A 25687-nucleotide genomic window follows, 5' to 3' on the forward strand; every position below is an offset into this window, starting at 1 on the left:
CTCCGCGCGGGAGTCAGGCCGCGACCGGTGCCTTCGCGGCCGGCGCGGGCTCTGCGGGCACCGGGCCGCGGTAGCGCGACTCGCCCCACAGCAGCGCGGTCACGATGATCACCAGCGTGGAGCCGGTGACGTGCAGGACGACCAGGACGGCGGGAACGCCGATCGCGTACTGCACCGAGCCGAGCGCGCCCTGGGCGAGCACCAGCACGCAGGCCGCGATGTAGGCCCGCAGCAGCCCCTTGGTGGGGCGTGCGCTGCGAAGCCACACGCCGAAGACGGCGAGCAGGCACACGTAGGCCATCACCAGCAGCCCGTGCACCTCGACCAGCCGCGGGATGGGCAGGTCCAGGCGAGGCGTGTCCGGGTCGCCGCCGTGCGGTCCGGCCGCGGTGACCAGCGTGCCCGCGACCAGCATCGCGGCGGTCACCGCGGTCAGCGCCACCAGCAGCCGCCGCATCGCCGGGGTGATGACCAGCACCCGCTCGCGGTCGCCCTCGCGGGCGGCCTTGTAGAGGTAGGCCGCCAGCCAGATCAGCACGGCCGAGGCCATGTAGTGCACCGACACGCTCCACCAGGCGAGGTCGACCCGCACGGTCAGCCCGCCGATGATCGCCTGCACGACGACGCCGACCGGCATCACCAGCGCCAGCCGGACCAGACGCGGCCTGCGCGGCCGGACCCGCCACGCGGCGATGAGGCAGCCGAGCGCGATGAAGCCGATCACGCCGGTGAGCGTGCGGTTGCCGAACTCGATCACCTGGTGCAGCGTCGCGACCTCGGGGTGGGCGACCGGGACCATGCTCCCCGGGAAGCACTCCGGCCAGGTCGGGCAGCCGAGTCCGGAACCGGTCACGCGCACGACCGAGCCGGTCACCGAGATGAGGGCTTGCGTCACCATCACGGCCAGGGCGAGCACGCGGACCCAGAAGGTCGCGTTGCGCGGAACTGTGGGGCTGGAAAACGCCGTCGGCACGCAGTCGATGGTAAGCGCAAGCCCCCTTCACGTTCTGCGCAGGGCTTGGCGACCCAGGGCGTCAGCGCTTGGAGAAGACGCCCTGCGGCAACGCGCCCGCGTCCGACAGCGCCTTGCTGAGCCGGCCCCCGTTCTGCAACAGGGTCTGGGCCTCGTCGTCGGAGAGCGCCTCCCACGGCGCGGCGGACATGGCGTCGGTGTCGGCCTCGATCTCCTCGCGCAGAGCCGTTGCGCTCTCGGTGATCGCACCGTCGGCGTCGATCAGGCCGCGCTCCTGGAGCTCCCGGCGAGCGGCCGCCCACTCGTCCTCGGTCCATCCGCGCGTCTTGAGCGCGGCCTGCTCGGTGAACGACTTCCCGGTCGCGACGTGCAGGACGAGGGCCTGCAAGCCGGTCAGCGCGCCGCGCTGGAGGGCGGCGATGTGCGCGTCGCCGCGGAACTCCCGCAGCAGCGAGACCGCGTGCCAGAGCCGCAGGTGCGGCTCCTGCGGCCACTCGAGGTCGGCGTGGGCGGCGAAGAGGGGCTTGCCGTCGGGAGAGCACGCCACCGACGCCTTGCGGGCCAGTTCGGCGGTCTCGGCGACCGCCTCCGACTTCACCTCGTCATCGCCGAGCATCCGCCGCAGCGCGCCGTCCGCGGCGCCGAAGCGGGCGGCCACGACCTCGGCGGGCGTGGTGATCTCCCAGGCCCGCGGGATGGCCGCGGCGATGCTGGTGGGACTGAAGTTGTAGAAGGTGGCGCTGACCACGCCGGGGCCCACCGCGCCCATCGGGGCCGAGCGGCCCGCGAAGTAGGACATCCGGCCGCGTTCGAGGCCGAGACCGGCGAAGGCGTCCGCGGCCTCGGGAGCGAAGTAGATCATCGAGTGCACGAGTTCCAGGGCGGCTTTGCCCTGGCGGGGGAGCGTCGTCATGCGCCCACCCTACTGCGGGGTAACTCGATCAGGTCAGCTTCATTGTCCGGCTCGCGACGCCGCCGGCCACCGCGCCCCAGACGACCAGCACCGCGATCGGCTGCAATCCGGGCAGGGCACCGTGCACGAGCGCGGCGTCCAGCGACTCGGCGAGCGCGCCCGAGGGCAGCAGCCCGGCGATCGCCGACAGCGGTCCCGGCAGGTCCGACGCGGGCAGCGCCAAGCCTCCCGCGAGCAGCAGCACGAACCACACCGCGTTGGCCAGCGCGAGCACGATCTCCGCCCGCAGCGTCCCGCCCACGAGCACCCCGGCCGCGCCGAAGGCCAGCGTTCCCAGCACCAGCAGCGGCACCGCGGCCAGCAGCCCGAGCGGCGAGGGCGTCCAGCCCAGCAGCGCGGCGGCGACTCCGAGCACCACCGCCTGCAACGCGACGACCAGCAGCGTCGCCAGCACGCGACCGCAGGCCAGCACCCAGCGGGGCAGCGCGGTCGCCGACAGCCGCTTGATCACCCCGTATCGGCGGTCGAAGCCCAGCGCGATCGCCTGGCCGGTGAACGCCGTCGACATGACCGCCAGCGCGAGGATGCGCGGCATCACCGAGTCGACGCGCGGCTCCGGCACGGTGCCGATGTGCAGCGTGCTCAGCCCGATCAGCAGCGCCAGCGGGATGATCAGCGTGAGCAGCGCCTGCTCGCCGTGGCGCAGGATGAGCAGCGCCTCGATGCGGGTGTGCGCGGCCAGCATCCGCCCGGGGCGGCCCCGCCCCGGCGAGGGCCGGAAGGTCCCCGCGGGGAACCGCGGTGCGCTGTCGGTCTCGGCGCTCACGATCGGAGCTCCCGTCCGGTCAGTTCCAGGAAAACGTCCTCCAGGCTGCGCTTGCCGACGCGCAGCTCCTGGGCGAGCACGCCGTGGCGGGCGCACCAGGCGGTCACGGTGGAGACCACCTGCGGGTCGATGACACCGCGGATGACGTACTCACCGGCGCGCGGCTCGGTGGCCTGGCATCCCTCCGGCAGCGCCGAGAGCAGCAGGTCCAGCTCCAGCGACGACTGCGAGCGGAACCGCAGCTCCTGCAGCCCGTCCTCGGGCGCGGTCAGCTCGGCGGCGGTGCCCTCGGCCACCGCCCGGCCGTGGTCGACGATCACGACCCGGTCGGCCAGCGCCTCGGCCTCGTCCATCAGGTGCGTGGTCAGCAGCACGCTCACCCCGTCGCGGCGCAGCGCCGACACCAGCTCCCACACCAACCGCCGCGCCTGCGGGTCCATCCCCGCGGTGGGCTCGTCCAGGAACACCAGCTCCGGGCGGCCGACCAGGGCGCAGGCCAGCGACAACCGCTGCTGCTGACCGCCGGAGAGCCGTTTGTAGGGGGTCCGGCCCACCGATCCGAGGCCGAGGGTCTCCAGCAGCCAGGCCGGGTCCAGCGGGTCGGCCGTGCAGGAGGCGACCAGCCGCAGCATCTCGTCGGCCCGCACGCCGGGGTAGGCGCCGCCGCCCTGCGGCATCACGCCGATGCGGGGGCGCAGCGCCTCGCCCTGCGCGGCGGGATCGAGGCCGAGCACGCGGACCGATCCGTCGTCGGGTCGCTGGAAGCCCTCGCAGATCTCCACGGTGGTGGTCTTGCCCGCACCGTTGGGACCGAGGAGCGCCAGCACGTGGCCGCGTTCCAGGCGCAGGTCGAGGCCGTCGACGGCGACCGTGCCGCCGAAGCGCTTCCTCAGCCCACGCAGCTCGACGGCCGGACTGTCGGCGTTGCTCACGAAATCCAAGCCTATGCCGTGACGCGGCGAACACCGCCGCGGGTGGGGCCCGGCCACGGCACCCTCCCGCGCACCAGCCACACCAGGAGCCCGAAGATCACCAGCGCGGCGGCCACGGCCAGCGGGATCTGGTAGATCCGCAGTTCGAAGCCGGATCCGGTGGGCGGTACGAACAGCGCCAGCGGCAGGCTGATCACCGCCGCGGCGATGCGGAACCGGTTGTCGTTGGTCGACAGCGCCAGCGGCACCAGTGCCCACAGCAGGTACCAGGGGTGCACCACCGGTCCGAACAGCGCCAGCGCGCCGAAGGTGATGCCCAGCCCGGCCAGCGGTTCGATCCGGCCGCGGAAGGACAGCCACAGCATCCGCAGGCACACCGTCGCGGCGACGCCGTAGCCGAGGATCTTGGTGATGACCAGCAGCGCGTCGGTGTGGTTGCCCAGTCCGAGCAGCATCGAGACGCCGCCGCCGGTCATGCCGATCGCCGACATCGGCGCCAGCCAGGTCTTGAGCCGGTTGGGCACGTCGTAGGTCTCGATCCAGCCCAGGCCCCAGCCGCTGGAGACCGTGACCACCGTCATGGTCACCAGGAACACCGCGGTCAGCAGGGCGGCGGCCTTGAACAGGTCGGCGTAGCGCCCGCCCCACCGGCGTGCCACGTAGACGCCGAAGAAGCCCAGCGCGATGAAGCCCGGGGGTTTGATCGCGCCGCCGACGGTCAGCAGCACCCCGGCGACGACCACGCCGAGCACCCGCTTCCAGCGCAGGCCCAGCTCGATGGCGGCCAGCATGATGCCGACCATCAGCGCCTCGTTGTGCATGCCGCTGACCACGTGGAACAGCACGATCGGGTTCGCCGCGCTCAGCCACAGCGCGCTCACCGGGTGCACGCCGCAGCGGCGGGCCAGCCGGGGGATCGCCCAGATCGCCAGCGCCAGCCCGGACAGCATCACCACCCGCCACAGCAGCACGCCGAGGATCACGTTGTCGCCGACGATCGAGGAGATGACGCGCCCGAACATCAGGAACAGCGGCCCGTAGGGCGCCGGGGTGTCCCGCCAGATGTTGTTGACGTTGCTGGTCAGCGGGTGGTCCACGCCGAGCGCGGTCAGCGGGCTGAGCACGTAGGGGTCCAGGCCGCGGTGGGCGATCTCGCTCTGCGCGAGGTAGGCGTACATGTCGCGGCTGAACAGCGGCGGCGCCAGCGCCAGCGGCAGCGCCCACATCGCGACGGTGCGGGCCAGCTGCGTCACCGAGACCAGCCGGTTGCTGCCCGGCCACGACAGCCTGCCCAGCCACACCCAGGCCATCACGATCATCAGCATGCCCAGCCAGGCGCAGGCCATCGCCACGGTCGGCATGCGGGCGGGGAGCCCGATCAGCCGGACGCCGGAGAGCGGGTTGTCCACCGGGGCCGCGCCCGCGCCGATCGCGCCGACCGCCAGCAGCAGCGAGCCGGTCGTGCCGAAGCGGCGCACGACGTCGAGCCGCCGCCGTTCGGTGCGGTCCAGCGGCTGGGGCGCGCCCGCCTGGTCTGCCTGCTCCGACCCCGCCGCCGGGCCGCTGCCGGGCGCGGTCTCTCCGGTTGCCTCACCTGCCACCACGATGACGAAGCGTAATCGGGCGACCGGTCCCATCCACCGGGCACCGTCCGGGAGGCGCGAGGCACGCCGCTGCGGGCCGCGGGTGGCGCTGTTCACGGCGGGGCGGATGACGGTGAGACGAATCACGTGGCGGCCCCGCCCTATGGTGCCCGCCGACTAAATAGGTAACATTCGTGTTGTGAAAAACGCCGGAACGCCTCAGCGGGCTGCGGCGGCCGACCAGGGCCCCGCGGCCCACCAGGTCGCGCCGGGGCAGCACGCCGACGGGCGCACCCGGCACGCGGTCGCGCGGTTGCTGCTGGAACGCGGGCCGATCACCGCCGCGGCGGTCGCCGAGGAGCTCGGCGTCAGCCCCACCGCGGTGCGCAGGCATCTCGACGTGCTGCTCGCCGAGGGCGAGGCCTACACGCGGGACGCTTCCGCCCGCGGTCGCCGCGGCCGGGGCAGGCCCGCGAAGCTGTTCCTGCTCACCGAGGTGGGCAGGGCGCGCTTCGGGCACGCCTACGACGACCTGGCGGTCGCGGCGCTGCGGTTCATCGCCGAGACCGACGGGGAGCAGGCGGTGCGCTCCTTCGCCGAGCGCAGGATGGCCGCCCTGGTGGCCAACCACCGCGAGGCGCTGGCGGCCAGCGGCAGCCCGGCCGAACGGGCCGAGGTGCTGGCCAACGCGCTCACCAGGGAGGGCTACGCTGCCTCGACGCGTCGTGTGGGCAGCGGTGAGCAGCTCTGCCAGCACCACTGCCCGGTGGCGCACGTGGCTGCGGACTTCCCGCAGCTGTGCGAAGCCGAGACGGCGGCCTTCGCCGAAGTCCTCGGCACCCACGTGCAGCGGTTGGCCACCATCGCCAACGGCGATGCGGTCTGCACGACGCACGTCCCGCTCGCGCGGTCCGAGTGCGGCGAGAGCAGTGCGGTAACCGATCCGAAGACTGCCGGCCCGGTCCCGAAGGACCGGCAGGAGACCGCCCCGATTCCTGATGGAGGGGAGCCCGTATGACTGCCGCTGCGGAGCAGCGCACACCCACCACGGTGCCGAATGCCTCTGGCCAGCTCAGCCAGGAGGAGACCCTGGCGACGCTGGGCAACTACGAGTACGGCTGGGCCGACCCGGACACCGCGGGCGAGGGCGCTCGACGTGGTCTCAACGAGGACGTCGTCCGGGACATCTCGGCCAAGAAGGGCGAGCCCGAGTGGATGCTCGAGGCCAGGCTCAAGGCCCTGAAGCTCTTCGAGCGCAAGCCGATGCCCAACTGGGGTGCCGACCTGTCCGGCATCGACTTCGACAACATCAAGTACTTCGTGCGTTCCACCGAGAAGCAGGCCCAGACCTGGGAGGACCTGCCGGAGGACATCAAGAACACCTACGACAAGCTGGGCATCCCGGAGGCGGAGAAGCAGCGCCTGGTCGCCGGTGTCGCCGCCCAGTACGAGTCCGAGGTCGTCTACCACAAGATCCGCGAGGACCTCGAGGCCCAGGGCGTGCAGTTCCTGGACACCGACACCGCGCTCAAGGAGCACCCGGAGACCTTCAAGGAGTACTTCGGCTCGGTCATCCCGGCCGGTGACAACAAGTTCTCCGCGCTCAACACCGCGGTGTGGTCCGGCGGCTCGTTCATCTACGTCCCCAAGGGCGTGCACGTCGACATCCCGCTGCAGGCCTACTTCCGGATCAACACCGAGAACATGGGCCAGTTCGAGCGGACGCTGATCGTGGTCGACGAGGACGCCTACGTCCACTACGTCGAGGGCTGCACCGCGCCGATCTACTCCAGCGACTCGCTGCACTCGGCGGTCGTGGAGATCGTGGTCAAGAAGGGCGCCCGCTGCCGCTACACGACCATCCAGAACTGGTCGAACAACGTGTACAACCTGGTCACCAAGCGCGCCAAGGCCGAAGAGGGCGCGACCATGGAGTGGGTCGACGGCAACCTCGGCTCCAAGGTGACCATGAAGTACCCGTCGGTGTTCCTGATGGGCGAGCACGCCAAGGGCGAGGTGCTCTCGGTGGCCTTCGCCGGTGAGGGCCAGCACCAGGACGCGGGCGCGAAGATGGAGCACCTGGCTCCGCACACGTCCTCGACGATCGTGTCCAAGTCGATCGCCCGGGGCGGCGGCCGCACCTCCTACCGCGGTCTGGTCAAGGTCGCCAAGCGCGCCAACCACTCGGCCTCCACGGTCAAGTGCGACGCGCTGCTGGTCGACACCATCAGCCGCTCCGACACATACCCGTACGTCGACGTCCGCGTCGACGACGTCTCCATGGGCCACGAGGCCACCGTCTCCAAGGTCAGCGACGACCAGCTGTTCTACCTGATGCAGCGCGGCCTGACCGAGGACGAGGCGATGGCGATGATCGTGCGCGGCTTCGTCGAGCCGATCGCGCGCGAGCTGCCGATGGAGTACGCACTGGAACTGAACCGCCTGATCGAGCTGCAGATGGAAGGGGCCGTCGGCTGAGATGACGAGTACCACCACCACCGACGGTGCCCAGCACGGCCTGACCGAGCACTCCCACGGGGGGACTGTGGTTCCGCAGTCCTCCCGCGGGCAGCGCTTCACCTCCTACGACGTCGAGGCCTTCGAGGTCCCCGGCGGCCGCGAGGAGGACTGGCGGTTCACCCCGACCAAGCGCCTGAAGGGCCTGCACGACGGCACGGCCACCGCGACCGGCTCCATCAAGGTCGCGGTCGACTCGGGTGACGCCGCCAAGGTCGAGACCGTGGGTCGCGACGACTCCCGGCTCGGCGACGGCGGCGTGCCCGCCGACCGGATCGCCGCGCAGGCGTGGAGCTCGTTCACCGAGGCCACCGTCGTCACCGTTCCCAAGGACACCCAGCCCTCCGCGCCGATCAGCATCACCGTGGAGGGCCCGGGCGAGGGCCAGACCGCCTTCGGCCACCTCCAGGTGCGCGCCGAGCAGTTCGCCGAGGCCACCGTCGTCATCGACTACCGCGGCTCCGGTGTGCTCGGCGACAACGTCGAGTTCGTCGTCGAGGACTCCGCGCGGCTGTCGGTCGTCTCGATCCACGACTGGGCCGACGACGCCACCCAGGTCAGCTCCGAGCACGCCGGCCTCGGCCGCGACTCGGTGTTCCGGCACCTGGCGGTGACCCTGGGCGGAGACCTGGTCCGGGTCAACACCACCGTCAACTACGGCGACAAGGGCGGCGACGCCGAGCTGCTCGGCCTGTACTTCGCCGACGCCGGCCAGCACCTCGAACACCGCATGCTGGTCGACCACTCGATGCCCAACTGCCGCAGCAACGTGCTCTACAAGGGCGCGCTGCAGGGCGACGGGGCGCACTCGGTGTGGATCGGCGACGTGCTGATCCGGGCCGCGGCCGAGGGCACCGAGACCTTCGAGCTGAACCGGAACCTGGTGCTCACCCAGGGCGCCCGGGCCGACTCGGTGCCGAACCTGGAGATCGAGACCGGCGAGATCGAGGGTGCCGGCCACGCCAGCGCCACCGGCCGGTTCGACGACGAGCAGCTGTTCTACCTGCAGGCCAGGGGCATCCCGCAGGAGCAGGCGCGACGCCTGGTGGTGCGCGGGTTCTTCGGCGAGATCCTGCAGAAGATCACCGTGCCCGAGGTCCGCGAGCGGCTGGAGGCCGCCATCGAGGCCGAACTCGCCGTGGTCGGCGCCTGAGCCCGGCCCACCCACGAAGCTTCCACACACCAGGAGAAACGAAACAAATGGCCACCCTGGAGATCAAGGACCTGCACGGCTCGGTCGTGACCGACGAAGGCGCCAAGCCGATCCTCAAGGGCGTCGACCTGACCGTGAACTCCGGCCAGATCCACGCCATCATGGGCCCCAACGGCTCGGGCAAGTCGACGCTGGCCTACGCCATCGCGGGCCACCCGAAGTACCGGATCGACTCCGGCCAGGTCCTGCTCGACGGCGAGGACGTGCTGGAGATGAGCGTCGACGAGCGCGCCCGTGCCGGCCTGTTCCTCGCCATGCAGTACCCGGTCGAGGTGCCGGGCGTGTCGATGTCGAACTTCCTGCGCACCGCCGCCACCGCCGTGCGGGGCGAGGCGCCGCAGATCCGGCACTGGGTCAAGGAAGTCAAGCAGGCCATGAGCGACCTGGACATCGACCCGGCCTTCGCCGAGCGCAGCGTCAACGAGGGCTTCTCCGGCGGTGAGAAGAAGCGCCACGAGATCCTGCAGCTCGACCTGCTCAAGCCGAAGTTCGCCATCCTCGACGAGACCGACTCCGGTCTGGACGTCGACGCGCTGCGCGTGGTGTCCGAGGGCGTCAACCGCTACACCGCCGAGGGGGACCGGGGCGTCCTGCTGATCACGCACTACACCCGGATCCTCAAGCACATCACCCCGGACTTCGTGCACGTCTTCTCCGACGGCAAGGTCGTGGAGTCCGGCGGGCCGGAGCTGGCCGAAGAGCTCGAGACCACTGGCTACGTGCGCTTCACCGGCAAGAAGGAGGCAGCCGCGCAGTCATGACCGTTCAGCCTCCTCGCACCCCTGGTGCGAGCACCACCAACGCACGGGACACCGCCACGCCCCTGGACGTCGCGGCGATCCGCTCGGATTTCCCGATCCTGGGGCGCACGGTGCGCGAAAACCGTCCGCTCGTCTACCTGGACTCGGGCGCGACCTCGCAGCGTCCCCGCCAGGTGCTCGACGCGGAGCGCTCCTACGTGGAGACCTCCAACGCCGCGGTGCACCGCGGCGCGCACCAGCTCGCCGAGGAGGCCACGGACGCCTACGAGGGCGCGCGCGCCAAGATCGCCCGCTTCATCGGGGCCGGCGTCGACGAGGTGGTGTTCGTCAAGAACGCCACCGAGGGCGTCAACCTGGTCGCCTACGCCATGAGCAACGCCGCCACGTCCGGGGCGGAGGCCGAGCGCTTCCGCCTCGGACCGGGCGACGAGGTCGTGGTGACCGAGATGGAGCACCACGCCAACCTGGTGCCGTGGCAGGAGCTGTGCCGCCGCACCGGCGCCACGCTGCGCTGGTTCGGCGTCACCCCGGAGGGCAGGCTCGACCTGTCCGACGTCGACGGAGTGATCACCGAGCGGGCCAAGGTCGTGGCCTTCAGCCACCAGTCCAACGTGCTGGGCACGGTCAACCCGGTCGAGCCGCTGGTGGCGCGGGCCAGGCAGGTCGGCGCGCTCACCGTGCTCGACGCCTGCCAGTCGGTGCCGCACAAGCCGGTCGACTTCGGCGCCCTGGACGTGGACTTCGCGGTGTTCTCCGGGCACAAGATGCTCGGCCCCTCCGGGGTCGGCGTGCTCTACGGCCGCAAGGAGCTGCTGGCGGCGATGCCGCCGTTCATCACCGGCGGCTCGATGATCGAGATGGTGCACATCGACCGCTCCACCTACGCCGAGCCGCCCCAGCGCTTCGAGGCCGGGGTGCCGATGACCTCCCAGGTCATCGGGCTGGGCACGGCCGTGGACTACCTGTCGGTGGTCGGCATGGAGCGCATCGCCGAGCACGAGCGCCGCCTCACCGAACCGGCGCTGCGCGAGCTGTCGGCGGTCGAGGGCGTGCGGATCATCGGCCCGCTGAGCACCGAGGACCGCGGCGGTACGGTGTCCTTCGTGGTCGAGGGCGTGCACCCGCACGACGTCGGCCAGGTGCTGGACGACCGGGGCGTCGAGGTCCGCGTCGGCCACCACTGCGCGTGGCCGCTGCACCGCGCGATGGGGGTCCCGGCCACCGTCCGGGCCAGCTTCTACCTCTACAACGAGCTCGACGAGGTGAAGGCGCTGGTGGACGCGGTGCGCGAGGCGCAGCGGTTCTTCGGCGTGGCGTGAGGGGAGCGCTGTGCAACTGGAGCAGATGTACCAGGAGATCATCCTGGACCACTACAAGAACCCGCACCGGCACGGGCTGCGCGAGCCCTACGATGCGGAGTCCTTCCAGGTCAACCCGACCTGCGGGGACGAGATCACGCTCCGGGTCCGGCTGGACGGCGAGGGCTCGGACGCGGTAGTCGAGGACGTCTCCTACGCGGGGCAGGGCTGTTCGATCAGCCAGGCCTCGGCGTCGGTGCTGACCGACCTGGTGGTCGGCCGCACCGTCGGGGAGGCGTTCAGGACCCAGGCCGCCTTCGGGGAGATGATGCAGGGTCGCGGGCAGGTCGAGCCCGACGAGGACGTCCTGGAGGACGGCATCGCCTTCGCCGGGGTGGCCAAGTACCCGATGCGCGTGAAGTGCGCGCTGCTGGGTTGGATGGCTTTCAAGGACGCCGTCTCCAGCGTCGGTGTGGAGGAGGCGTCATGAGCGACACTCGTGCCAACACAGAGGTGGGAACGTCATGACCGACGAGACCCAGGTCCAGACCGAGGACGACGTCCAGCGCGGCGTGGAAGGCATGCCGGAGCCGGCGGCTCCCAAGGCCGACCTCGCCGCGGTGGAGGACGTCGAGGAAGCCCTGCGCGACGTGGTCGACCCCGAGCTCGGCATCAACGTCGTGGACCTCGGACTGGTCTACGACGTCCGCGTCGAGGAGGACAACTCCGCGACCGTGGACATGACGCTGACCTCGGCGGCCTGCCCGCTCACCGACGTCATCGAGGACCAGGCGCGGGCCGCGCTGACCGGTGGTCCCGGTGGCGGGCTGGTGAACGACTTCCGCATCAACTGGGTGTGGATGCCGCCGTGGGGACCGGAGAAGATCACCGAGGAAGGCCGCGAGCAGCTGCGCGCTCTCGGTTTCACGGTCTGACGATCGCCTGCGGTCGAGGGGCGCTCCTGCCGGACGGGCAGGAGCGCCCCTCGCGCTTCTCAGAGGCTGTCTTCGGACTTCACCTTGCGAAGCGGTTGCGGTGACGGAACCTCAGGCTCAGCGTCAAAGACAGGCGCTCAGCGCTGCGCCTGCCGCGAGGCCACCGCGTCGATCTCGGCGAGCAGCGCGGTCTTGTCGCGTTCGGGCAGGAACGACGCCCGGACGCCGTTGCGGGCCAGCCGCACCAGCGCCGCCTGGTCGAGTCCCATCCGGTGCGCGGCCCGGTACTCGCCGCTCAGGTCGGTGCCGAACATCGGCGGATCGTCGGAGTTGAGGGTGACGAGCAGCCCTTGCTCGAGCATCCACGGCAGCGGGTGCTCGGTCCCGCCGGACTGCCACAGCGACTCGGAAGACCCACGGGGCAGCGCCCGCACCGCGCCCGTTCGCAGGTTCGAGGTGGGGGAGACGTCCACCGGGAGCTGGGTGTCCCGCAGGTGGGCGATGAGCTCGGCGTCGGCCACGCTCCCGATGCCGTGGCCGATGCGTTCCGCGCCCAGCGCGCGGATCGCCGACCACACCCGGTCCGGGCCGCGGGTCTCACCGGCGTGCGGCAGACTGTGCAGACCGGCGGCCCTGGCCCGGGCGAAGACCTCGCGGAACTGGTCCCGCTCGACCTCCAGGCCGCCGACACCGAAGCCCAGCACCGTCTGCGGCCCGTGCGCGATGACGCCGTCGAGCGTGCGCTCGCCGGCCTCGGCGCCGTAATCCCCGGCGAAGTCGGGTATCCAGCGGAGCCGGATGCCGCTCTCGCGTTCGGCCCGCTTCCTGCCGTGCTCGATCCCGGCGAAGACGACCGGGGCGGGGATGCCGCGCAGCAGGTGATCGGAGAGGCTGAAGTGCACCTCGGCGTAGCGCACGTTCTGCGCGGCGAGGGTGCGCGCGGTGTCGAACGCCAGCGCGGCGAAGTCCTCCTCGTCGCGCAGCACCTCCACCGCCCGCCGGTAGACGTCGAGGAAGTGCGGGAAGTCGCGGAACTCGTACCACTCGCGGATCTCCCGCAGCGAACGGGAGAACCCGGCGATGCCGTGCTTCTCGGCGAGTGCGAGCAGCAGCGGGGGCTGCATGGAACCTTCGAGGTGGACGTGCAGTTCCACCTTCGGGAGCGCGGTGACGAACTGGTCGATCGATGCTGAGGACACCAGGAACGGCCTTTCAACGGTGACCGCCGGCGGACGCGCCGGCGTGCTGGCTGGTGGGGTGACGGGAGAAGCGCGTCACCGGCTACCAGGCGAGATCACCGCGCCTGTGGTCCTGGCCGTAGAGCGGGAGAACGGGCGTGCGCCCGCGCGGAACCGGGTTCCGGAGCACGGGAGCGACCACGTCGATCACTGTATGGCGCCTTCCTCGCCCTGGCAACGAATCCGCCGCGTCACACCCGTTCGTCGGTGTCCAGCTCCACCCGGTCGTCGCACCGGATCCGCCCGGGACGCACCACCTCGGCGTAGACCCCGGCGACCGCGCCCCGGCCGTAGCGCTCGGTCGTGATGGTGTTGTGCCGCGCGGGAATCCGCAGCGCCTCGCGGTCGACCGGCAGGTCGCCGTGGGCCAGCGTCGGGATCGCGCAGCGCGGAGTGCCCACGATGACGCGCAGCATCACCTCGGCACCGATGCGCACGTACCGCTGCGACCAGTCGTTCTCCGCGAAACCGCGCAGATGCGGCGTGTCAATGACGATGTTCGGCCGGTACCGCACCGGATCCACCGGCGACCCGGCGTGCTCGTCGATCGCGGCGAGCGTCGCGGTGGTGATCAGGTGCACCGGTGCGGCGTCGACCAGAGTCCCTGGCGGCGCGAGGGAACCGAACTCGTTCTCCTCGATGTGCACCTCGGCGTCCAGGCCGCTCGCCAGCACCTCGTCCGGGTCGGAGCGCTGCAGCGTGGCCCCGCCCGGCTTGCGGTTGACGAGCGCGACCTCGCGGCCGAGGTAGGCGCTGAGCGCGGCGCCGGCCCCGGCCGGGTCGGCGGTCGACAGGCTCGTCCGCGGCGCGGCCGCGGGCAGCGTCATCGCGACGTGGTCGCCGTCGTGGCCGGCCCGGATGGTGGGAAGCGCCCTCCACAGGCGCGGATTCTTCGCACTCGCGATGCGGCCCGTCGCGACGTCGAGCAGCGCGTAGGCCCGGTCGCCCGCGATCCCGCGCTCGGTCACCTCGCAGGACTCGACGACCTCGCCGAACATCGACTTGACGGGGTAGCGGCGCAGCACCGATACGGCGCCGACGTGACTTGCTGGCATGCGCGGGACTCCTCGGCCGGTGGACACCCGGCCGACACGCTAGCGGGGCGCCACCGGCCGCGCTGCCGGGGACTCCGTTGCTGAGCAGCTCCTAACCGGCGCAGGGGGAAACCGGCGCCGCACCCGGACCTGTGCCCCAGTCCGAAGGACGGTCCGACAGGGTGTGGTCGACCGAGCCACCGTCGCGCAACTGCTCCCATCCGACCCACACCTGCTCGTGCGGTGCCTCGGACACCCGCACACCGGCGTCGTACTGCAGCCTGCCGCCGTCCGCGCCGGGCGCGGTGATGGTCAGCGGCCGCCGACCCGGGAACTGCACCACAGCGCGCTCGAACCGCGGTGCGTTGAGGACGAACTGCCCGGTGCCCGGCACCGCCGGGTACAGCCCGAGCGCGCTGAAGACGTACCAGGCCGACATCGTGCCCAGGTCGTCGTTGCCCGTCACGCCGTCGGGGGCGTTGGTGAACAGCGTCTGCTGGGCCCGCGCGACCGCGGAGGTCTTGCCCGGGTGGCCGACCAGCGCGTACATCCACGGCGCGTGCAGGTCGGGCTCGTTGTTGGGGTTGTAGCGGAACTGCCCGTAGTAGTCGTAGGGGTCGATGACCCACTCCTCGCGGGCGGTCCGCGCCGGGTCGGCGAGCAGCTTGTCGTAGGCGAAGAACGTGTCGAGCCGCTTCTCCGCCTGCTCCCGGCCACCGACGGCGTCCAGCAGGCCCGGCACGTCCTGCTGCGTCAGCCACTGGTACTGCCACGCGGTGCCCTCGTGGAACCCGTCGTCGGAGACCGGTTCGTAGGGCGTCACCCAGGACCCGTCGGGGTTGCGCGGGCGCGGGAACCCGGTGAACCCGCGTTCGGGGTCGTGCACGGTGCCGTCCCACACGTTGCGCCACGACCGCCCGCGTTCGGCGAACGCCGCCGCGTCCTGCTGCCTGCCCAGCGCGGTGGCCATGATGGAAAGCGAGCAGTCCGCCAGCGCGTACTCCATCGTCGCCGACCCGCCGTGGTGCGGGTCGACGTCCTGGCCCTTCTTCGGGAAGTCCGGGTCGTGCTGCACGAACCCCCGCGACAGATACGACTCGTTGCCCGCGCGTCCCTCGTACGGCGACTCCGCCGGGGGCACCTCGTTCGCGTTGCGCAGGAGCGCTTCGTAGGCCCGCCGCTCGTCGCCCGTCAGCGCGCCGAACCGCCACAGGTCGACCAGGAACGGGGTGACCGGGTCGCCCGTCATGGTGTTGGTCTCGTAGTTGGCGTAGGCCCACCGGGGCAGCCAGCCGCCCTGCTCGTCGATGGTGAGCACCGAGCGCGCGATGTCGCGGGCGCGGTCGGGCACCAGCATCGCCAGCAGCTGGTTCTGCGTCCGGTAGGTGTCCCACAGCGAGAAGAACTGGTAGTAGGTCCAGTCGTGGGCGACGTGGATGCGCTCGTCGAAACCGCGGTAGCGGCCGTCGGCGTCGTTGCCGGTCAGCGGTTGCAGCAGCACGTGGTACAGCGACGTGGTGAAGACCGCCGTGTCGTCGGCGCTGCCGCCCTGGACGCTGATCCGGTCCAGCTCGCGCCGCCAGCGGTCCTGGGTGCGCTCGCGGACCTCGTCGAAGCCGTGCGGCTGGCCTGAGTCGTCAAGGCCCTCCGCGGCCAGGTTGGTGTCGGCGCCCTGCTGGTCGACGTGGGAGATGGCGGTGGTCGCGGTGACCTGGCGGTCGCCGAAGGAGAGCCACGCGCCGCGCAGGCCGCGCTCGCCGGAGACCGCGCGGCGGCCGGGTTGGCCGCCATCGGGCTGCCACGTGCCGAACGACGAGATCGGGCGGTCGAACCTGGTCGTGAACCACACCGTGTACTCGCGGCCGCCGCAGAAGCCCTTGCTGCGGACCCACCCCCGCACCGTGTGGTCGTCGACGACCTCCACGCCGCTGGCGCTGATCGGGTTGTCCTTGTTGGCCTGTCCGACGTTGATGAAGACGTTGGCGGGCGCGGCATCGCCGAAGGTGTAGCGCTCGACCCCGACCCGGGTGTCGGCGGTGGCCTCGACGTCGATGCCGTCGTAGTCGGTGAGCCTGGTGCGGTAGTAGCCCGCGTCGCCCACCTCGCCCTCGTGAGTGTAGCCCGCCGCGTAGTTCTCGTGGTCGAACTCCTCGGGCCTGGTGGTGTCGAAGTCGTTGCCCGCGCCGGGGCCGACCGTGCCCGTGGTGGGCAGCGTGGAGATCAGGCCGCCCTGCTCCCAGCATCCGGCTCCGGACAGGAAGAAGTGGCCGAAGCCGCGGATGCGCGCGTCGTCGTAGCGCCAGCCCGCGTAGTGCGTGCCGATGGGGCTGACCTGCGTCATGCCGAACGGAGCCGACGCGCCGGGAAAGGTGTTGCCCTCGTCCTGGGTGCCGATGAAGGTGTTGACCGCCTCCACCGGGTCGGCCGGCCGCGCGATGGCGGGAGTGCCCGCGGCGACCAGCGCGGCCAGGGACGCGACGGCGATCGTGGAGGCTCGGCGCGGGCGCTGCGGCATAACCTGACTCCCGTCGACAACGTTGTCATGGGTCTGAACCCCTTCAACGTAAGAGGCGCCCGCGTGCGGCGGCAATGCGCAGGACGAGTGATCGACGGCCTCTCGGCGGCTGATCGGACCAGGGCGATGCGCCGATCGATCCGGGGCTGTTGCGGTTGCGGCGGGCGGCGCTCGCCCGGGGCCGTCGCTCAGCGCTTCGCGGTTCACCGGATCCAGCTATGGCGAACGCCAGTTCGACTCTGGAGCATCGGTGGTATGACCGGATTGATCGCCGCCCCGTTCCTGCTCGCCGCCCGGTTCCTGCTCGCCGCCCGGTTCCTGCTCGCCGCGCGGTTCCTGCTCGCCGCGCGGTTCCTGCTCGCCGCGCCGGCTCTGCGCACGGTTGCTGTCCCGGCAGCAGGTGCTCGGCTGCTCACCGCGCTCGTTCGGGCGTTCGTCGCGTGGAGGCCACCGCCCACGGCGCCCGCGACGCTTCGGGCGCTTGCGCCCCCTTGCGTCCCGCGCTCCGGCTGGAGCGGTCTTGCCGTGGCGCTGTGCCTACTGCGGCCGCGGCGGGAAGCCGCCCATCGACGGCGTGTCCGGTCCGTGCGTCGGGAAGTGGGACGCCGGGAAGTCCTGAGTCGGGAACTCGGGCGCCGTGGGCGTACCCCGCAGCACGTCGATGCGGTCCGAGCCGGGGCGCGACATCACCCAGCTCGACCCGTGCAGCGACTTGGCGTGCCGCTTCAGCGGAGCCAGCTGCCGCGAGACCTCGTCGTAGGTGGTGGCCGTGCCCCGGGCGCAGACGAACGTCGCCAGCGAGAGGCTCACGTCGACGCCGCCCGCGGTGCGGGGCGGGTCGAGGAGGATCTCCGAAAGCGGCACCAGGTCGTCCAGGTCGGACACGATCAGGAAGTCGTCGCCGCCGACGTGGCCCACCTGCACCGAGCTCAACCCCGCGGCGGAGTCGGTCAGGGTGCGGCCGATCGAGCGGATGAGGTCGTCGCCCGCGGAGAACCCGGCCGTGTCGTTGACGGTCTTGAAGCCGTCGATGTCCAGCCAGCTCACCGCGAACACCTCGTCGGCGGCCAGCCTGCGGGCCACGTCGCGGGCGATCGCGTCGCTGCCGGGCAGGCGGGTGAGCGGGTTGAGCGCGGCGGCCTCCTCCACCTTGAGGTCGGCCATGCCGCGGATCAGGTGTCCGGCGCGCACGATCCCCAGGCAGCGACCGGACTCGTCGACGACGATCGCGTCGTCGTACATCCGGTACTGGTCCGAGCCGGTGATCAGCCCCAGCGCCTCCATCGCCGTCGTCGTGGTGGTGACGACCCGCGGTTCGTCGGCGAGCCGCGAGGCCGGGCGCCTGGCGTGCAGGGCGTGCCCGTACGGGCCGGTGACGGCGAGCAGGAAGCGGTTGCGGTCGATGGTCCAGTGCGGGTGGTTCTGCTCGTCGACCAGCACCACTCCGCTGATCTCGGGGTGGTCGGCGAGGACCTGCCGGACCTGGTCGGCGATGACGTCGGTCGGCAGCGTCGTGGCGGGGGAGAGGAACTCCGTCACGCGCGGCCCGGCCGCCAGCGTGGAGACCGAGGGGGCGTGCGGGTCGGTGACCTCGGCGGCCACGCCGGGGATCGTCAGCACGGTCGGCGGCCGTCTCGCCGCGGGTGCGAGCAGGTTGCCCTGCACCAGCCGCACCCCGTTGCGGCGCAGCGCCGTGAGCTGCCGTTCGTTCTCCACGCCCTCGGCGACCAGCAGCGACTCCGTGGCGTCGCAGAGGTGGCGCACCGCCTCCAGCACCGGCAGCCGCGCCTGGGTGTCGGGCAGGCCCTGCACGACACCCCGGTCGAGCTTGACCATGCTCGGGCGCATGTCGGCGATCAGCGTGAGCGGAACGTCTCCCTCACCCACGCCGTCGAGCGCGACCTGGTAGCCGTCGGCCCGCAGCTTCTCCACGCCGGCGACGAGCTGGGCGGGGTCGAGCCGCGCGAACGGGGGCCCGATCTCGATCGTGAGCTCCTGAGGGCGCCTGCCGACGCGGCGCAGGTCCTCGCCGAGCACGTCGAGGCGGGCGAGGTCGTGGGCGACCGTGCCGCCGAAGACGTTCAGGTGCAGCGGGAGGAGGGTCTCGTACTCGGATGCCGACTTCAGGGCCGCGACCGCGAGCTGGACGTCCAGCTCTGTGAGCCTGCGCTGCCGCGCGGCCTCCCGGAAGAGGTCATGCACATGCGCACCGGCTGGCCTGGCGAGTGCTTCCACCGCCACGATTGCACCGGTCTTCACATTGATCAACGGCTGGAATGCGAAGCGTACTTCGTCCACCAGCGCAAGCACGGAGTCGATGTTGCCCGTACTCATGTGGTTCCATCGAGCTTGTTCACGACCTGTTCACCGACATCTCAGCTCCTCCTCGTTTCCGAGGACGCCGGGTCCAATGTGCCAAACTAACGCGCTTGACCAGCCGGGAACAGCAGAAGGCCCCCGGAACTGTGTCCGGCGGCACAACGAAACGCGTTTGTTCTGCCACGTTGTGTCGCAGTTCGTCTGAACGCGGGCGGGTGTTCGAACTGCGCTGGTGAACAACAAACGAATCGTGCCATGAATTGTGCGACCAATTTCCGGAACGGGCGTGCAGATCGAATTCTTTCACCCTTCGAAAATGATCATGATCAGGGGTGTTTGCCCAGCCGCTCCGGCCCGGGACCGACCCCGCGCCCGACCGACCCTGCCCCCGACCGAGCACCCCGCCCGCGATCCAGCACGCGACGCCGCCGGTTCACCACGCCACGAACCCGGCTGCTTCGCCCAGCGTGGTTGCAATCTGCCGCCTCGCGGGACCTGCCAGCAGCTCCTACCTGCCATCCCGGTCCGCTGGCCGCATCGCGCCGCACCACGCGCGCTCCACTGGCCGCGCCGCAATGCGTCAAGTCCGGTGCGTCTGCCTCCGCGCAGCGGTCAGCTCGGTTCGTCGCCGAGCCATTCCCGGCGGCCCGTGTCTTCCAGGCCCCGCCGGACCGCCAGGCCCCAGCCGGACCGCCAGGCCCAGCCGGACCGCCAGGCCCCGCCGGACCGCCAGGCCCCAGCCGGCCGCCACGCACCAGCTCAACCGCCAGTCTCCGGCCAGGCCCGGACTCCGACCGGGCCCCGCTCGGTGCGCCTGCCAGCCCGGTCTGCCTGCCCGCGCGGTGCGTCTGTCCGCTCGGTGCGCGTGCCCGCCCGGTCCGACTGCACGCCGCCCGCCGGGTGCGCGCGCCCGCTCCCGGACGCTGCCGCGTCCGTTCACCCCGCCCGCCCGGCCTGCCTACAGGCCGCCCAGGCCGTGATGGGCGTGCGGGCGGCCGAGGGACAGGCCGCCGGTGACCAGCTGCCGCCGGACCGGCCAGGGGGCGCGGCGGAACATCGCCGTCATGGCCGCCGCAGTTGCGGCCGGGTCGTGGTCGACCGAGAGGAAGGCCGACTGGTGGTGCTGTGGCAGCGCGAAGAACGACTCGAAGAACTCCGGGACGAGGTTCGGCGGGAACGTCAGCAGCGCCTGCAACGCGCGGCGGCGCAGCGCGTGCGCGGCCAGCGCGCGGGGTGGCCACAGGATCGACCACGCCGCCCTCGCGGCGGCCGCGGGACCGGCGGGCAGGCCCGCGGTGATGGCCGAGGCGATCCACGGGGCCTTGCGCAGCGAGGTCGCGACGCTGAAGCCGGTGGCCGGGTGCACCAGGCCGGCCGACGCGCCGAACGGGATCACGCGGCCGGGACGGGGCAGCGGGTCGTCGACGGGGAAGCGCACGCGTTCCTCGACCGCGCCCTCCGGGATCGCGACCCCGGCCTCGCCGAGCCGGCTCCGCAGACGACGCCGCAGCAGGGCCAGCGGCAGCGCGGGGCGCCTGGCCAGCGAGGTCTCCTCCAGCAGCACCTGCTCGCCACCCAGTCGCACCCCGTACAGGAACGACGGCCAGCCGCCTCGCGTGTCGGGCGCGGGCCGCCAGTCCATGAACAGGCCGGTGCCCCGCGGACACAGCCCGGCCGCCTCGTGCTCCTCCAGCACGACGCCGACCGCGGTCTGCTGGGCGGAGGTGCGCGGCGGTCTGCCGCCGGAGAGGACGCGGGCCGCGCCCGAGGCGTCGACGACGACGGCCGATGCGATGCGGCGACCGTCCTTGAGGTGCACCGTCGAACCGGTCGACCCGTGCTCGGCGGAGACCACGCGGCCCGAGATCTCGGTGACGTCGTCGCGCCAGAGGTGCTTCCACAGGGTCGCGTTGTCGATGACCGCGTATGCCCGCGGCCACTCGTGCATGGTCGTGCCGAAGGCGCGCATCCGGCCCATGACCTCCGAGAGCGCCGACTGCGGCACCGAGGCCGGGAGTTCGTCGCACCAGGCGGCGTAGGTCTGCGGCCAGACCCGCCGCGGGTTCGGGTCGATCAGGGCGACCTGCAGGCCGGTATCGCTGGCGGCCGCCGCGACGGCGCGGCCGGCGGGTCCAGCACCCACGACTACGACATCCACCACGTGAGCATCAGATCACGCCCGTCGCGGTGCGTGCCTTCCGACCGGCGTTCTATAACGTGTGGCCATGCACCAGCCGGAAACCGACAGGACAAGCCGTCGAAGCGAACGAACCGGACACCTGCACCCGGCGGGCGACCTCGCGGCGAGCCCGTTCCGGGCCGACCGCGACCGGGTGTCGAGCTCGGCGTTCTTCGCCCGACTGGGTGGGGTCACCCAGGTCGTCAGCCCGAGCGGTTCCGGGCTGCTGCTGCACAACCGGCTGACCCACAGCCTCAAGGTCGCCAACGTCGCCCGGGCTCTGGCCGAGCGGCTTTCGGCGAGCAGCCGCGACGTCGAACTGCTGGAGCGCCTCGGTGGCTGCGACGTCGACGTGGTGGAGGCCGCCGCGCTCGGACACGACCTCGGCCACCCGCCGTTCGGCCACCTCGGGGAGAGCGTCCTGGACCGGCTGGCCCGGCAGCGCTTCGACCTGCCCGACGGCTTCGAGGGCAACGCGCAGTCGTTCCGCATCGTCAGCCGCATAGACGTGCGCGGTGTCGGCGCCGAGGGCCTCGACCTGACCGCGGCCGTCCGGGCGGCGCTGCTGAAGTACCCGTGGACGCGGCTCTCCCGCCCGCATCCGCACCCCCGCGACATGCCCTCGCCCCCGCGCGGCGCGTCCGAACCCGAGGACGCGCCGGGCACCGGCTCGGCGAAATTCTCCTGCTACGTCACCGAACTGGGCGACATGCGGGACTGCCGGGCCGCCTTCGCCGGCCGCATCGCCGACTGGCAGCAGACGGTCGAAGCGTCGATCATGGACACCGCCGACGACATCGCCTACGCGATCCACGACCTCGAGGACTTCCACCGCGTCGGCATCCTCCAGCACACCACGGTCTCGCAGGAGCTGACCGCGTGGCTGGGGCAGTTCACCGAGCTGGCCACGCTGACCGACGCCGAGCTCGCGGGCGCCGGCCCGCGGCAGGGCCGGTCGCTGGAGTGGCTGCGGCGCAGGCTGCACGCCAAGGACTCGTGGATCGCCGACGACGAGGCGTTCGTCAGCGCCGTGAAGAAGGTCGTGGCCAACCTGGTCACCAAGCTGCTGGAAGTCCCGTTCGACCGTTCCAAGCAGGCCGAGCAGTCGGTCGCGGCGTTCTCGGGTGAGTGGACGCAGCGCCTCGTGGAGGGCATCGAGCTGCACGAGCACCCGACGACCCGGTCCGGGCACGTCGCCCTCGCGGTCGACCAGTGGCACGAGGTGCAGGTGCTCAAGTTCGTGCACCGCCACTTCGTCCTCCAGCGCCCCGACCTCGCGCTGCACCAGCGCGGCCAGGACAGATTGCTGAGCAAGCTGGTCGAGGCGCTGGACAACTGGCTGATCGACCGCAGCGAGTCGGCCCGCCTCCCGCACCGGCTGCGAGACCTGTTCGACGGCGCCCGCGCGGAGTTCGAGGAGCTGCGCGCCCAGGAGCCGGAACTGCTGGTCCGGCCCGGCGAAGCGCTGCCGACCGGCAGCGAGGGCGAACAGCACCTCGAACGGATGGCCCGCGGGCGAGCGGTGGTCGACTTCATCGCGTCGCTGACCGACGACCAGGCCGCCGCACTGCTGGAGGCGCTGTCCGGTCGCACGACGCAGTTGTGGAGCGACACGTTTGTCCTCTAGATCGAGGCAGCTCCCGGGTGGTGGCCGCGCGGTGGAGGTGGCGCCGGAACGGCTGGAGGGCTGGTTCCGGCGCTTCGCCGACGGCCACGGCGGTGCGGTGGGCACCAGTGTCGCGCCGGAGCGGGTCGAGGTCCGTGCCGCCGACGGTGCCCGCGCGGCGGTCGACGTCCCGTTCGCTCCGCTGGCCCCGCCGCACGGCGATGCCGAGGGGCTGGAGGTCACCTCGCTGGTCGAGCACGTGACCACACCGCGCACAATCGGTCTGGTGCTGGTCCGGCTCGGCGCGCACAGCGTGGGGGTCAGCCGGGGCGGGCGGGTGGAGCGCTCGAGCACCGACCGGCACCTGGTCCACGGCAGGAACAAGGCGGGCGGCTGGTCGCAGCAGCGGTTCGCCCGGCGCAGGGAAGGCCAGTCGCGGCGCGCGCTCGACGCGGCCGCCGACGCGGTCGCCCGCGTGCTGCTGCCCGAGCGCGCCGAGCTCGACGCCGTCGTCCTCGGAGGCGACCGCCAGGCCCTCGACGCGCTGCGCGCGGACCCCAGGCTGACCACCCTGCTGGCCTCGGCCGAGCCGCGCGTGCTCGACGTGCCCGAGCCGAGGCGGACCGTCCTCGACGAGGCGGCCCGCCGCGCCATCGCGGTCGAGGTCGAGATCCACGACGCCTGAGCGGCACTCGTATACGGCGACAGCCTGCGGAGCGTGGCGATCCCAACACTGCCGGTGACGAACCGATCCGTGACGGCAACCGCATACGCACGGGTAGTGTCCTGCACGTCAGCCCGCTGCCATCGGAAAGCCCCGCGCGGTGTGAGCAAGCCGATTCAGGTGGCCGGAAATCCGCTGGACGGCCACCGGTACACTCGACGGGTGGTTCGTGAGCGCCCCGTAGTCCGGGTTCGGGTTAACAGAAGAACCCGGCAAGCCTATTAGCGGCGACCGCGCTCACCGGTTTCGAGCCTTGTCCTGGCCCGGCCGGTGGGCGTTCGTGTGTGAACGCTCGACCACCGACTTCCGGAGTTTTCCTTGATCTCTGCCACCGGCCTGGAACTGCGTGCGGGCTCTCGCATCCTGCTGTCCGAAGCGACGCTGCGCGTCCAGCCGGGCGACCGCATCGGCCTGGTGGGCCGCAACGGCGCGGGCAAGACGACCACGCTGCGCGTGCTCGCGGGCGAGGGCCAGCCGTACGCGGGTGAGGTGCTGCGCCGCGGGGAGCTCGGCTACCTGCCGCAGGACCCGCGCGAAGGCGACCTGTCGGTCACCGCCAAGGACCGGGTGCTCTCCGCCCGCGGCCTCGACCAGCTCCTGCGCGACATGGAGAAGGCGCAGTCGGAGATGGCCGAGCTGGCCGACGACCGCCAGCGGGACAAGGCGGTCGCCCGCTACGGGCGGCTGGAGGAGCGCTTCGCCGCCCGCGGCGGCTACGCCGCCGAGAGCGAGGCGGGCCGGATCTGCAGCAACCTCGGCCTGGCCGACCGGGTGCTCAGCCAGCCGCTGCGCACGCTCTCCGGTGGGCAGCGGCGCCGCGTCGAGCTCGCCCGCATCCTGTTCGCCGCCTCCGAGGCGGGGCCGGGCGGCAGGTCGGCGACCACGCTGCTGCTGGACGAGCCGACCAACCACCTCGACGCCGACTCGATCAACTGGCTGCGCGAGTTCCTCAAGGCCCACGACGGCGGACTCGTGGTCATCAGCCACGACGTCGACCTGCTGGCCGCGGTGGTGAACAAGGTCTGGTTCCTCGACGCGATCCGCGGCGAGGCCGACGTCTACAACATGGACTGGAAGCGCTACCAGGAGGCGCGGGCCGCCGACGAGAAGCGCCGCAGGCGAGAGCGCGCCAACGCCGAGAAGAAGGCGTCGGCGCTGATGGCCCAGGCGGACAAGATGCGCGCCAAGGCGACCAAGGCGGTCGCCGCCCAGAACATGGCGCGCCGTGCCGAGAAGCTGGTATCCGGCCTGGACGCCGAGCAGGCGCAGGAGAAGGTCGCCAAGATCCGCTTCCCCGATCCGGCGCCCTGCGGTCGCACGCCGCTGACCGCTGACGGTTTGTCGAAGTCCTACGGCTCCCTGGAGATCTTCACCGGCGTCGACCTGGCCGTCGACCGCGGCTCCAAGGTCGTCGTGCTCGGCCTCAACGGTGCGGGCAAGACCACCCTGCTGCGGCTGCTGGGCGGGATGGAAAAGCCCGACTCCGGCGCCATCGTGCCTGGTCACGGGCTCCGGCTGGGTTACTACGCCCAGGAGCACGAGACGCTGGACCACGACGCGACCGTGTGGGAGAACGTGCGCAGCGCCGCGCCGGACACCTCCGAGCAGCAGCTTCGCACGCTGCTGGGCGCCTTCCTGTTCAGCGGTGAACAACTGCAGCAGCCCGCGGGCACGCTTTCCGGTGGCGAGAAGACCCGGCTCGCGCTGGCGGGCCTGGTCTCCAGCGCCGCCAACGTCCTGCTGCTCGACGAGCCGACGAACAACCTCGACCCCGCCAGCCGCGAGCAGGTGCTGGACGCCCTGCGCAGCTTCACGGGCGCGGTCGTGCTGGTCACCCACGACCCCGGAGCGGTTGAGGCATTGCAACCGGAACGGGTGATCCTCCTCCCGGACGGTACCGAGGACCACTGGTCGCAGGACTACCTGGAGCTGGTCCAGCTCGCCTGAGCGAGGCGTGGGGCCCCCGAATCGGGTGCCGATACCACGAGCAAGCAGAGTCCCGGGGCTACTACGTATGGATTAGTGCATTCCGGTGATCGACGGGGCGTGAACCTCGGTTGGCGCCGGATCTTTTTCCATGATCGCCTGGCGTTTGCGGCTTTCCTGTTCGATCATTGCGCT

The 25687-nt window shown here is 71.7% G+C and carries 20 protein-coding genes; 10 read left to right on the forward strand and 10 right to left on the reverse strand.

Annotated elements, in window-relative coordinates; genetic code table 11:
• Positions 1–13: 13 nt before the first annotated feature.
• From HUO13_RS13475 to mptB, 5 genes are all read right to left on the reverse strand, one after another.
• Entirely contained in the window at positions 14–898 is an 885-nt protein-coding gene (locus HUO13_RS13475) for a COX15/CtaA family protein (RefSeq protein WP_211902869.1), read from the reverse strand.
• A gap of 136 nt (positions 899–1034) precedes the next feature.
• Positions 1035–1886 (reverse strand): SCO6745 family protein, encoded by an 852-nt coding sequence (locus tag HUO13_RS13480; protein WP_211901709.1) that lies wholly within the window; start codon positions 1884–1886, stop codon positions 1035–1037.
• A gap of 28 nt (positions 1887–1914) precedes the next feature.
• A complete protein-coding gene (locus HUO13_RS13485; RefSeq protein WP_249125100.1) occupies positions 1915–2631 on the reverse strand; it encodes an ABC transporter permease in 717 nt (238 codons plus the stop codon).
• Between the two features lie 77 nt (positions 2632–2708).
• Positions 2709–3644, reverse strand: a complete 936-nt coding sequence (locus tag HUO13_RS13490) for an ABC transporter ATP-binding protein (RefSeq protein ID WP_011873587.1) — start codon at positions 3642–3644, stop codon at positions 2709–2711.
• A gap of 11 nt (positions 3645–3655) precedes the next feature.
• Positions 3656–5281: a polyprenol phosphomannose-dependent alpha 1,6 mannosyltransferase MptB gene (gene mptB / locus HUO13_RS13495; RefSeq protein ID WP_211901711.1), complete on the reverse strand. Its 1626-nt coding sequence runs from the start codon at positions 5279–5281 to the stop codon at positions 3656–3658.
• Positions 5282–5426: 145 nt separating this feature from the next.
• On the opposite strand from mptB, the gene HUO13_RS13500 reads away from it, so the two are divergent.
• The 7 genes from HUO13_RS13500 to HUO13_RS13530 are packed head-to-tail and all read left to right on the forward strand — an operon-like array spanning position 5427 to position 11951.
• The gene (locus tag HUO13_RS13500) at positions 5427–6245 is read left to right on the forward strand and encodes a helix-turn-helix transcriptional regulator (RefSeq protein WP_211901712.1); all 819 of its coding nucleotides are present in this window, start codon (positions 5427–5429) and stop codon (positions 6243–6245) included.
• A complete protein-coding gene (gene sufB / locus HUO13_RS13505; RefSeq protein ID WP_211901713.1) occupies positions 6242–7705 on the forward strand; it encodes a Fe-S cluster assembly protein SufB in 1464 nt (487 codons plus the stop codon). Before HUO13_RS13500 ends, sufB begins: the two co-directional genes overlap by 4 nt.
• Position 7706: 1 nt before the next feature.
• Positions 7707–8897, forward strand: coding sequence for a Fe-S cluster assembly protein SufD (sufD, locus tag HUO13_RS13510; RefSeq protein WP_249124764.1), 1191 nt, complete (start codon positions 7707–7709; stop codon positions 8895–8897).
• A gap of 47 nt (positions 8898–8944) precedes the next feature.
• Positions 8945–9718, forward strand: a complete 774-nt coding sequence (sufC, locus tag HUO13_RS13515; RefSeq protein WP_211901714.1) for a Fe-S cluster assembly ATPase SufC — start codon at positions 8945–8947, stop codon at positions 9716–9718.
• Positions 9715–11037 carry a cysteine desulfurase gene (locus HUO13_RS13520; RefSeq protein WP_211901715.1) on the forward strand — a complete coding sequence of 441 codons (1323 nt, stop codon included), beginning with the start codon at positions 9715–9717 and terminating at the stop codon, positions 11035–11037. Before sufC ends, HUO13_RS13520 begins: the two co-directional genes overlap by 4 nt.
• 10 nt (positions 11038–11047) lie before the next feature.
• On the forward strand, positions 11048–11506 hold the full coding sequence (sufU, locus tag HUO13_RS13525; RefSeq protein WP_211901716.1) for a Fe-S cluster assembly sulfur transfer protein SufU: 459 nt from the start codon (positions 11048–11050) through the stop codon (positions 11504–11506).
• A 34-nt stretch (positions 11507–11540) separates the two neighbouring features.
• Positions 11541–11951 carry a metal-sulfur cluster assembly factor gene (locus HUO13_RS13530; RefSeq protein WP_211901717.1) on the forward strand — a complete coding sequence of 137 codons (411 nt, stop codon included), beginning with the start codon at positions 11541–11543 and terminating at the stop codon, positions 11949–11951.
• A gap of 137 nt (positions 11952–12088) precedes the next feature.
• Here the strand turns inward: HUO13_RS13530 and add are convergent, their stop codons facing one another.
• The 5 genes from add to HUO13_RS13555 form a co-directional block, all read right to left on the reverse strand.
• Complete coding sequence (gene add, locus HUO13_RS13535; protein WP_211901718.1) at positions 12089–13150, reverse strand: adenosine deaminase; 1062 nt, start codon at positions 13148–13150, stop codon at positions 12089–12091.
• A 230-nt stretch (positions 13151–13380) separates the two neighbouring features.
• Positions 13381–14244: an MOSC domain-containing protein gene (locus HUO13_RS13540; protein ID WP_211901719.1), complete on the reverse strand. Its 864-nt coding sequence runs from the start codon at positions 14242–14244 to the stop codon at positions 13381–13383.
• Positions 14245–14335: 91 nt separating this feature from the next.
• Positions 14336–16738 (reverse strand): GH92 family glycosyl hydrolase, encoded by a 2403-nt coding sequence (locus HUO13_RS13545; RefSeq protein WP_211901720.1) that lies wholly within the window; start codon positions 16736–16738, stop codon positions 14336–14338.
• Positions 16739–17275: 537 nt separating this feature from the next.
• Positions 17276–19072: a GGDEF domain-containing protein gene (locus tag HUO13_RS13550; protein WP_211901721.1), complete on the reverse strand. Its 1797-nt coding sequence runs from the start codon at positions 19070–19072 to the stop codon at positions 17276–17278.
• 943 nt (positions 19073–20015) lie between these two features.
• Positions 20016–21200: a lycopene cyclase family protein gene (locus HUO13_RS13555; RefSeq protein ID WP_211901722.1), complete on the reverse strand. Its 1185-nt coding sequence runs from the start codon at positions 21198–21200 to the stop codon at positions 20016–20018.
• An 82-nt stretch (positions 21201–21282) separates the two neighbouring features.
• On the opposite strand from HUO13_RS13555, the gene HUO13_RS13560 reads away from it, so the two are divergent.
• The 3 genes from HUO13_RS13560 to HUO13_RS13570 all read left to right on the forward strand — a co-directional run bounded on the left by HUO13_RS13560 (position 21283) and on the right by HUO13_RS13570 (position 25513).
• Positions 21283–22863 carry a deoxyguanosinetriphosphate triphosphohydrolase family protein gene (locus HUO13_RS13560; protein ID WP_211901723.1) on the forward strand — a complete coding sequence of 527 codons (1581 nt, stop codon included), beginning with the start codon at positions 21283–21285 and terminating at the stop codon, positions 22861–22863.
• Positions 22853–23527 (forward strand): acVLRF1 family peptidyl-tRNA hydrolase, encoded by a 675-nt coding sequence (locus HUO13_RS13565; RefSeq protein WP_211901724.1) that lies wholly within the window; start codon positions 22853–22855, stop codon positions 23525–23527. Before HUO13_RS13560 ends, HUO13_RS13565 begins: the two co-directional genes overlap by 11 nt.
• A 357-nt stretch (positions 23528–23884) precedes the next feature.
• Complete coding sequence (locus tag HUO13_RS13570; protein WP_211901725.1) at positions 23885–25513, forward strand: ABC-F family ATP-binding cassette domain-containing protein; 1629 nt, start codon at positions 23885–23887, stop codon at positions 25511–25513.
• Positions 25514–25687 lie beyond the last annotated feature (174 nt).

The sequence above is a fragment of the Saccharopolyspora erythraea genome, assembly GCF_018141105.1.
Classification (GTDB): domain Bacteria; phylum Actinomycetota; class Actinomycetes; order Mycobacteriales; family Pseudonocardiaceae; genus Saccharopolyspora_D; species Saccharopolyspora_D erythraea_A.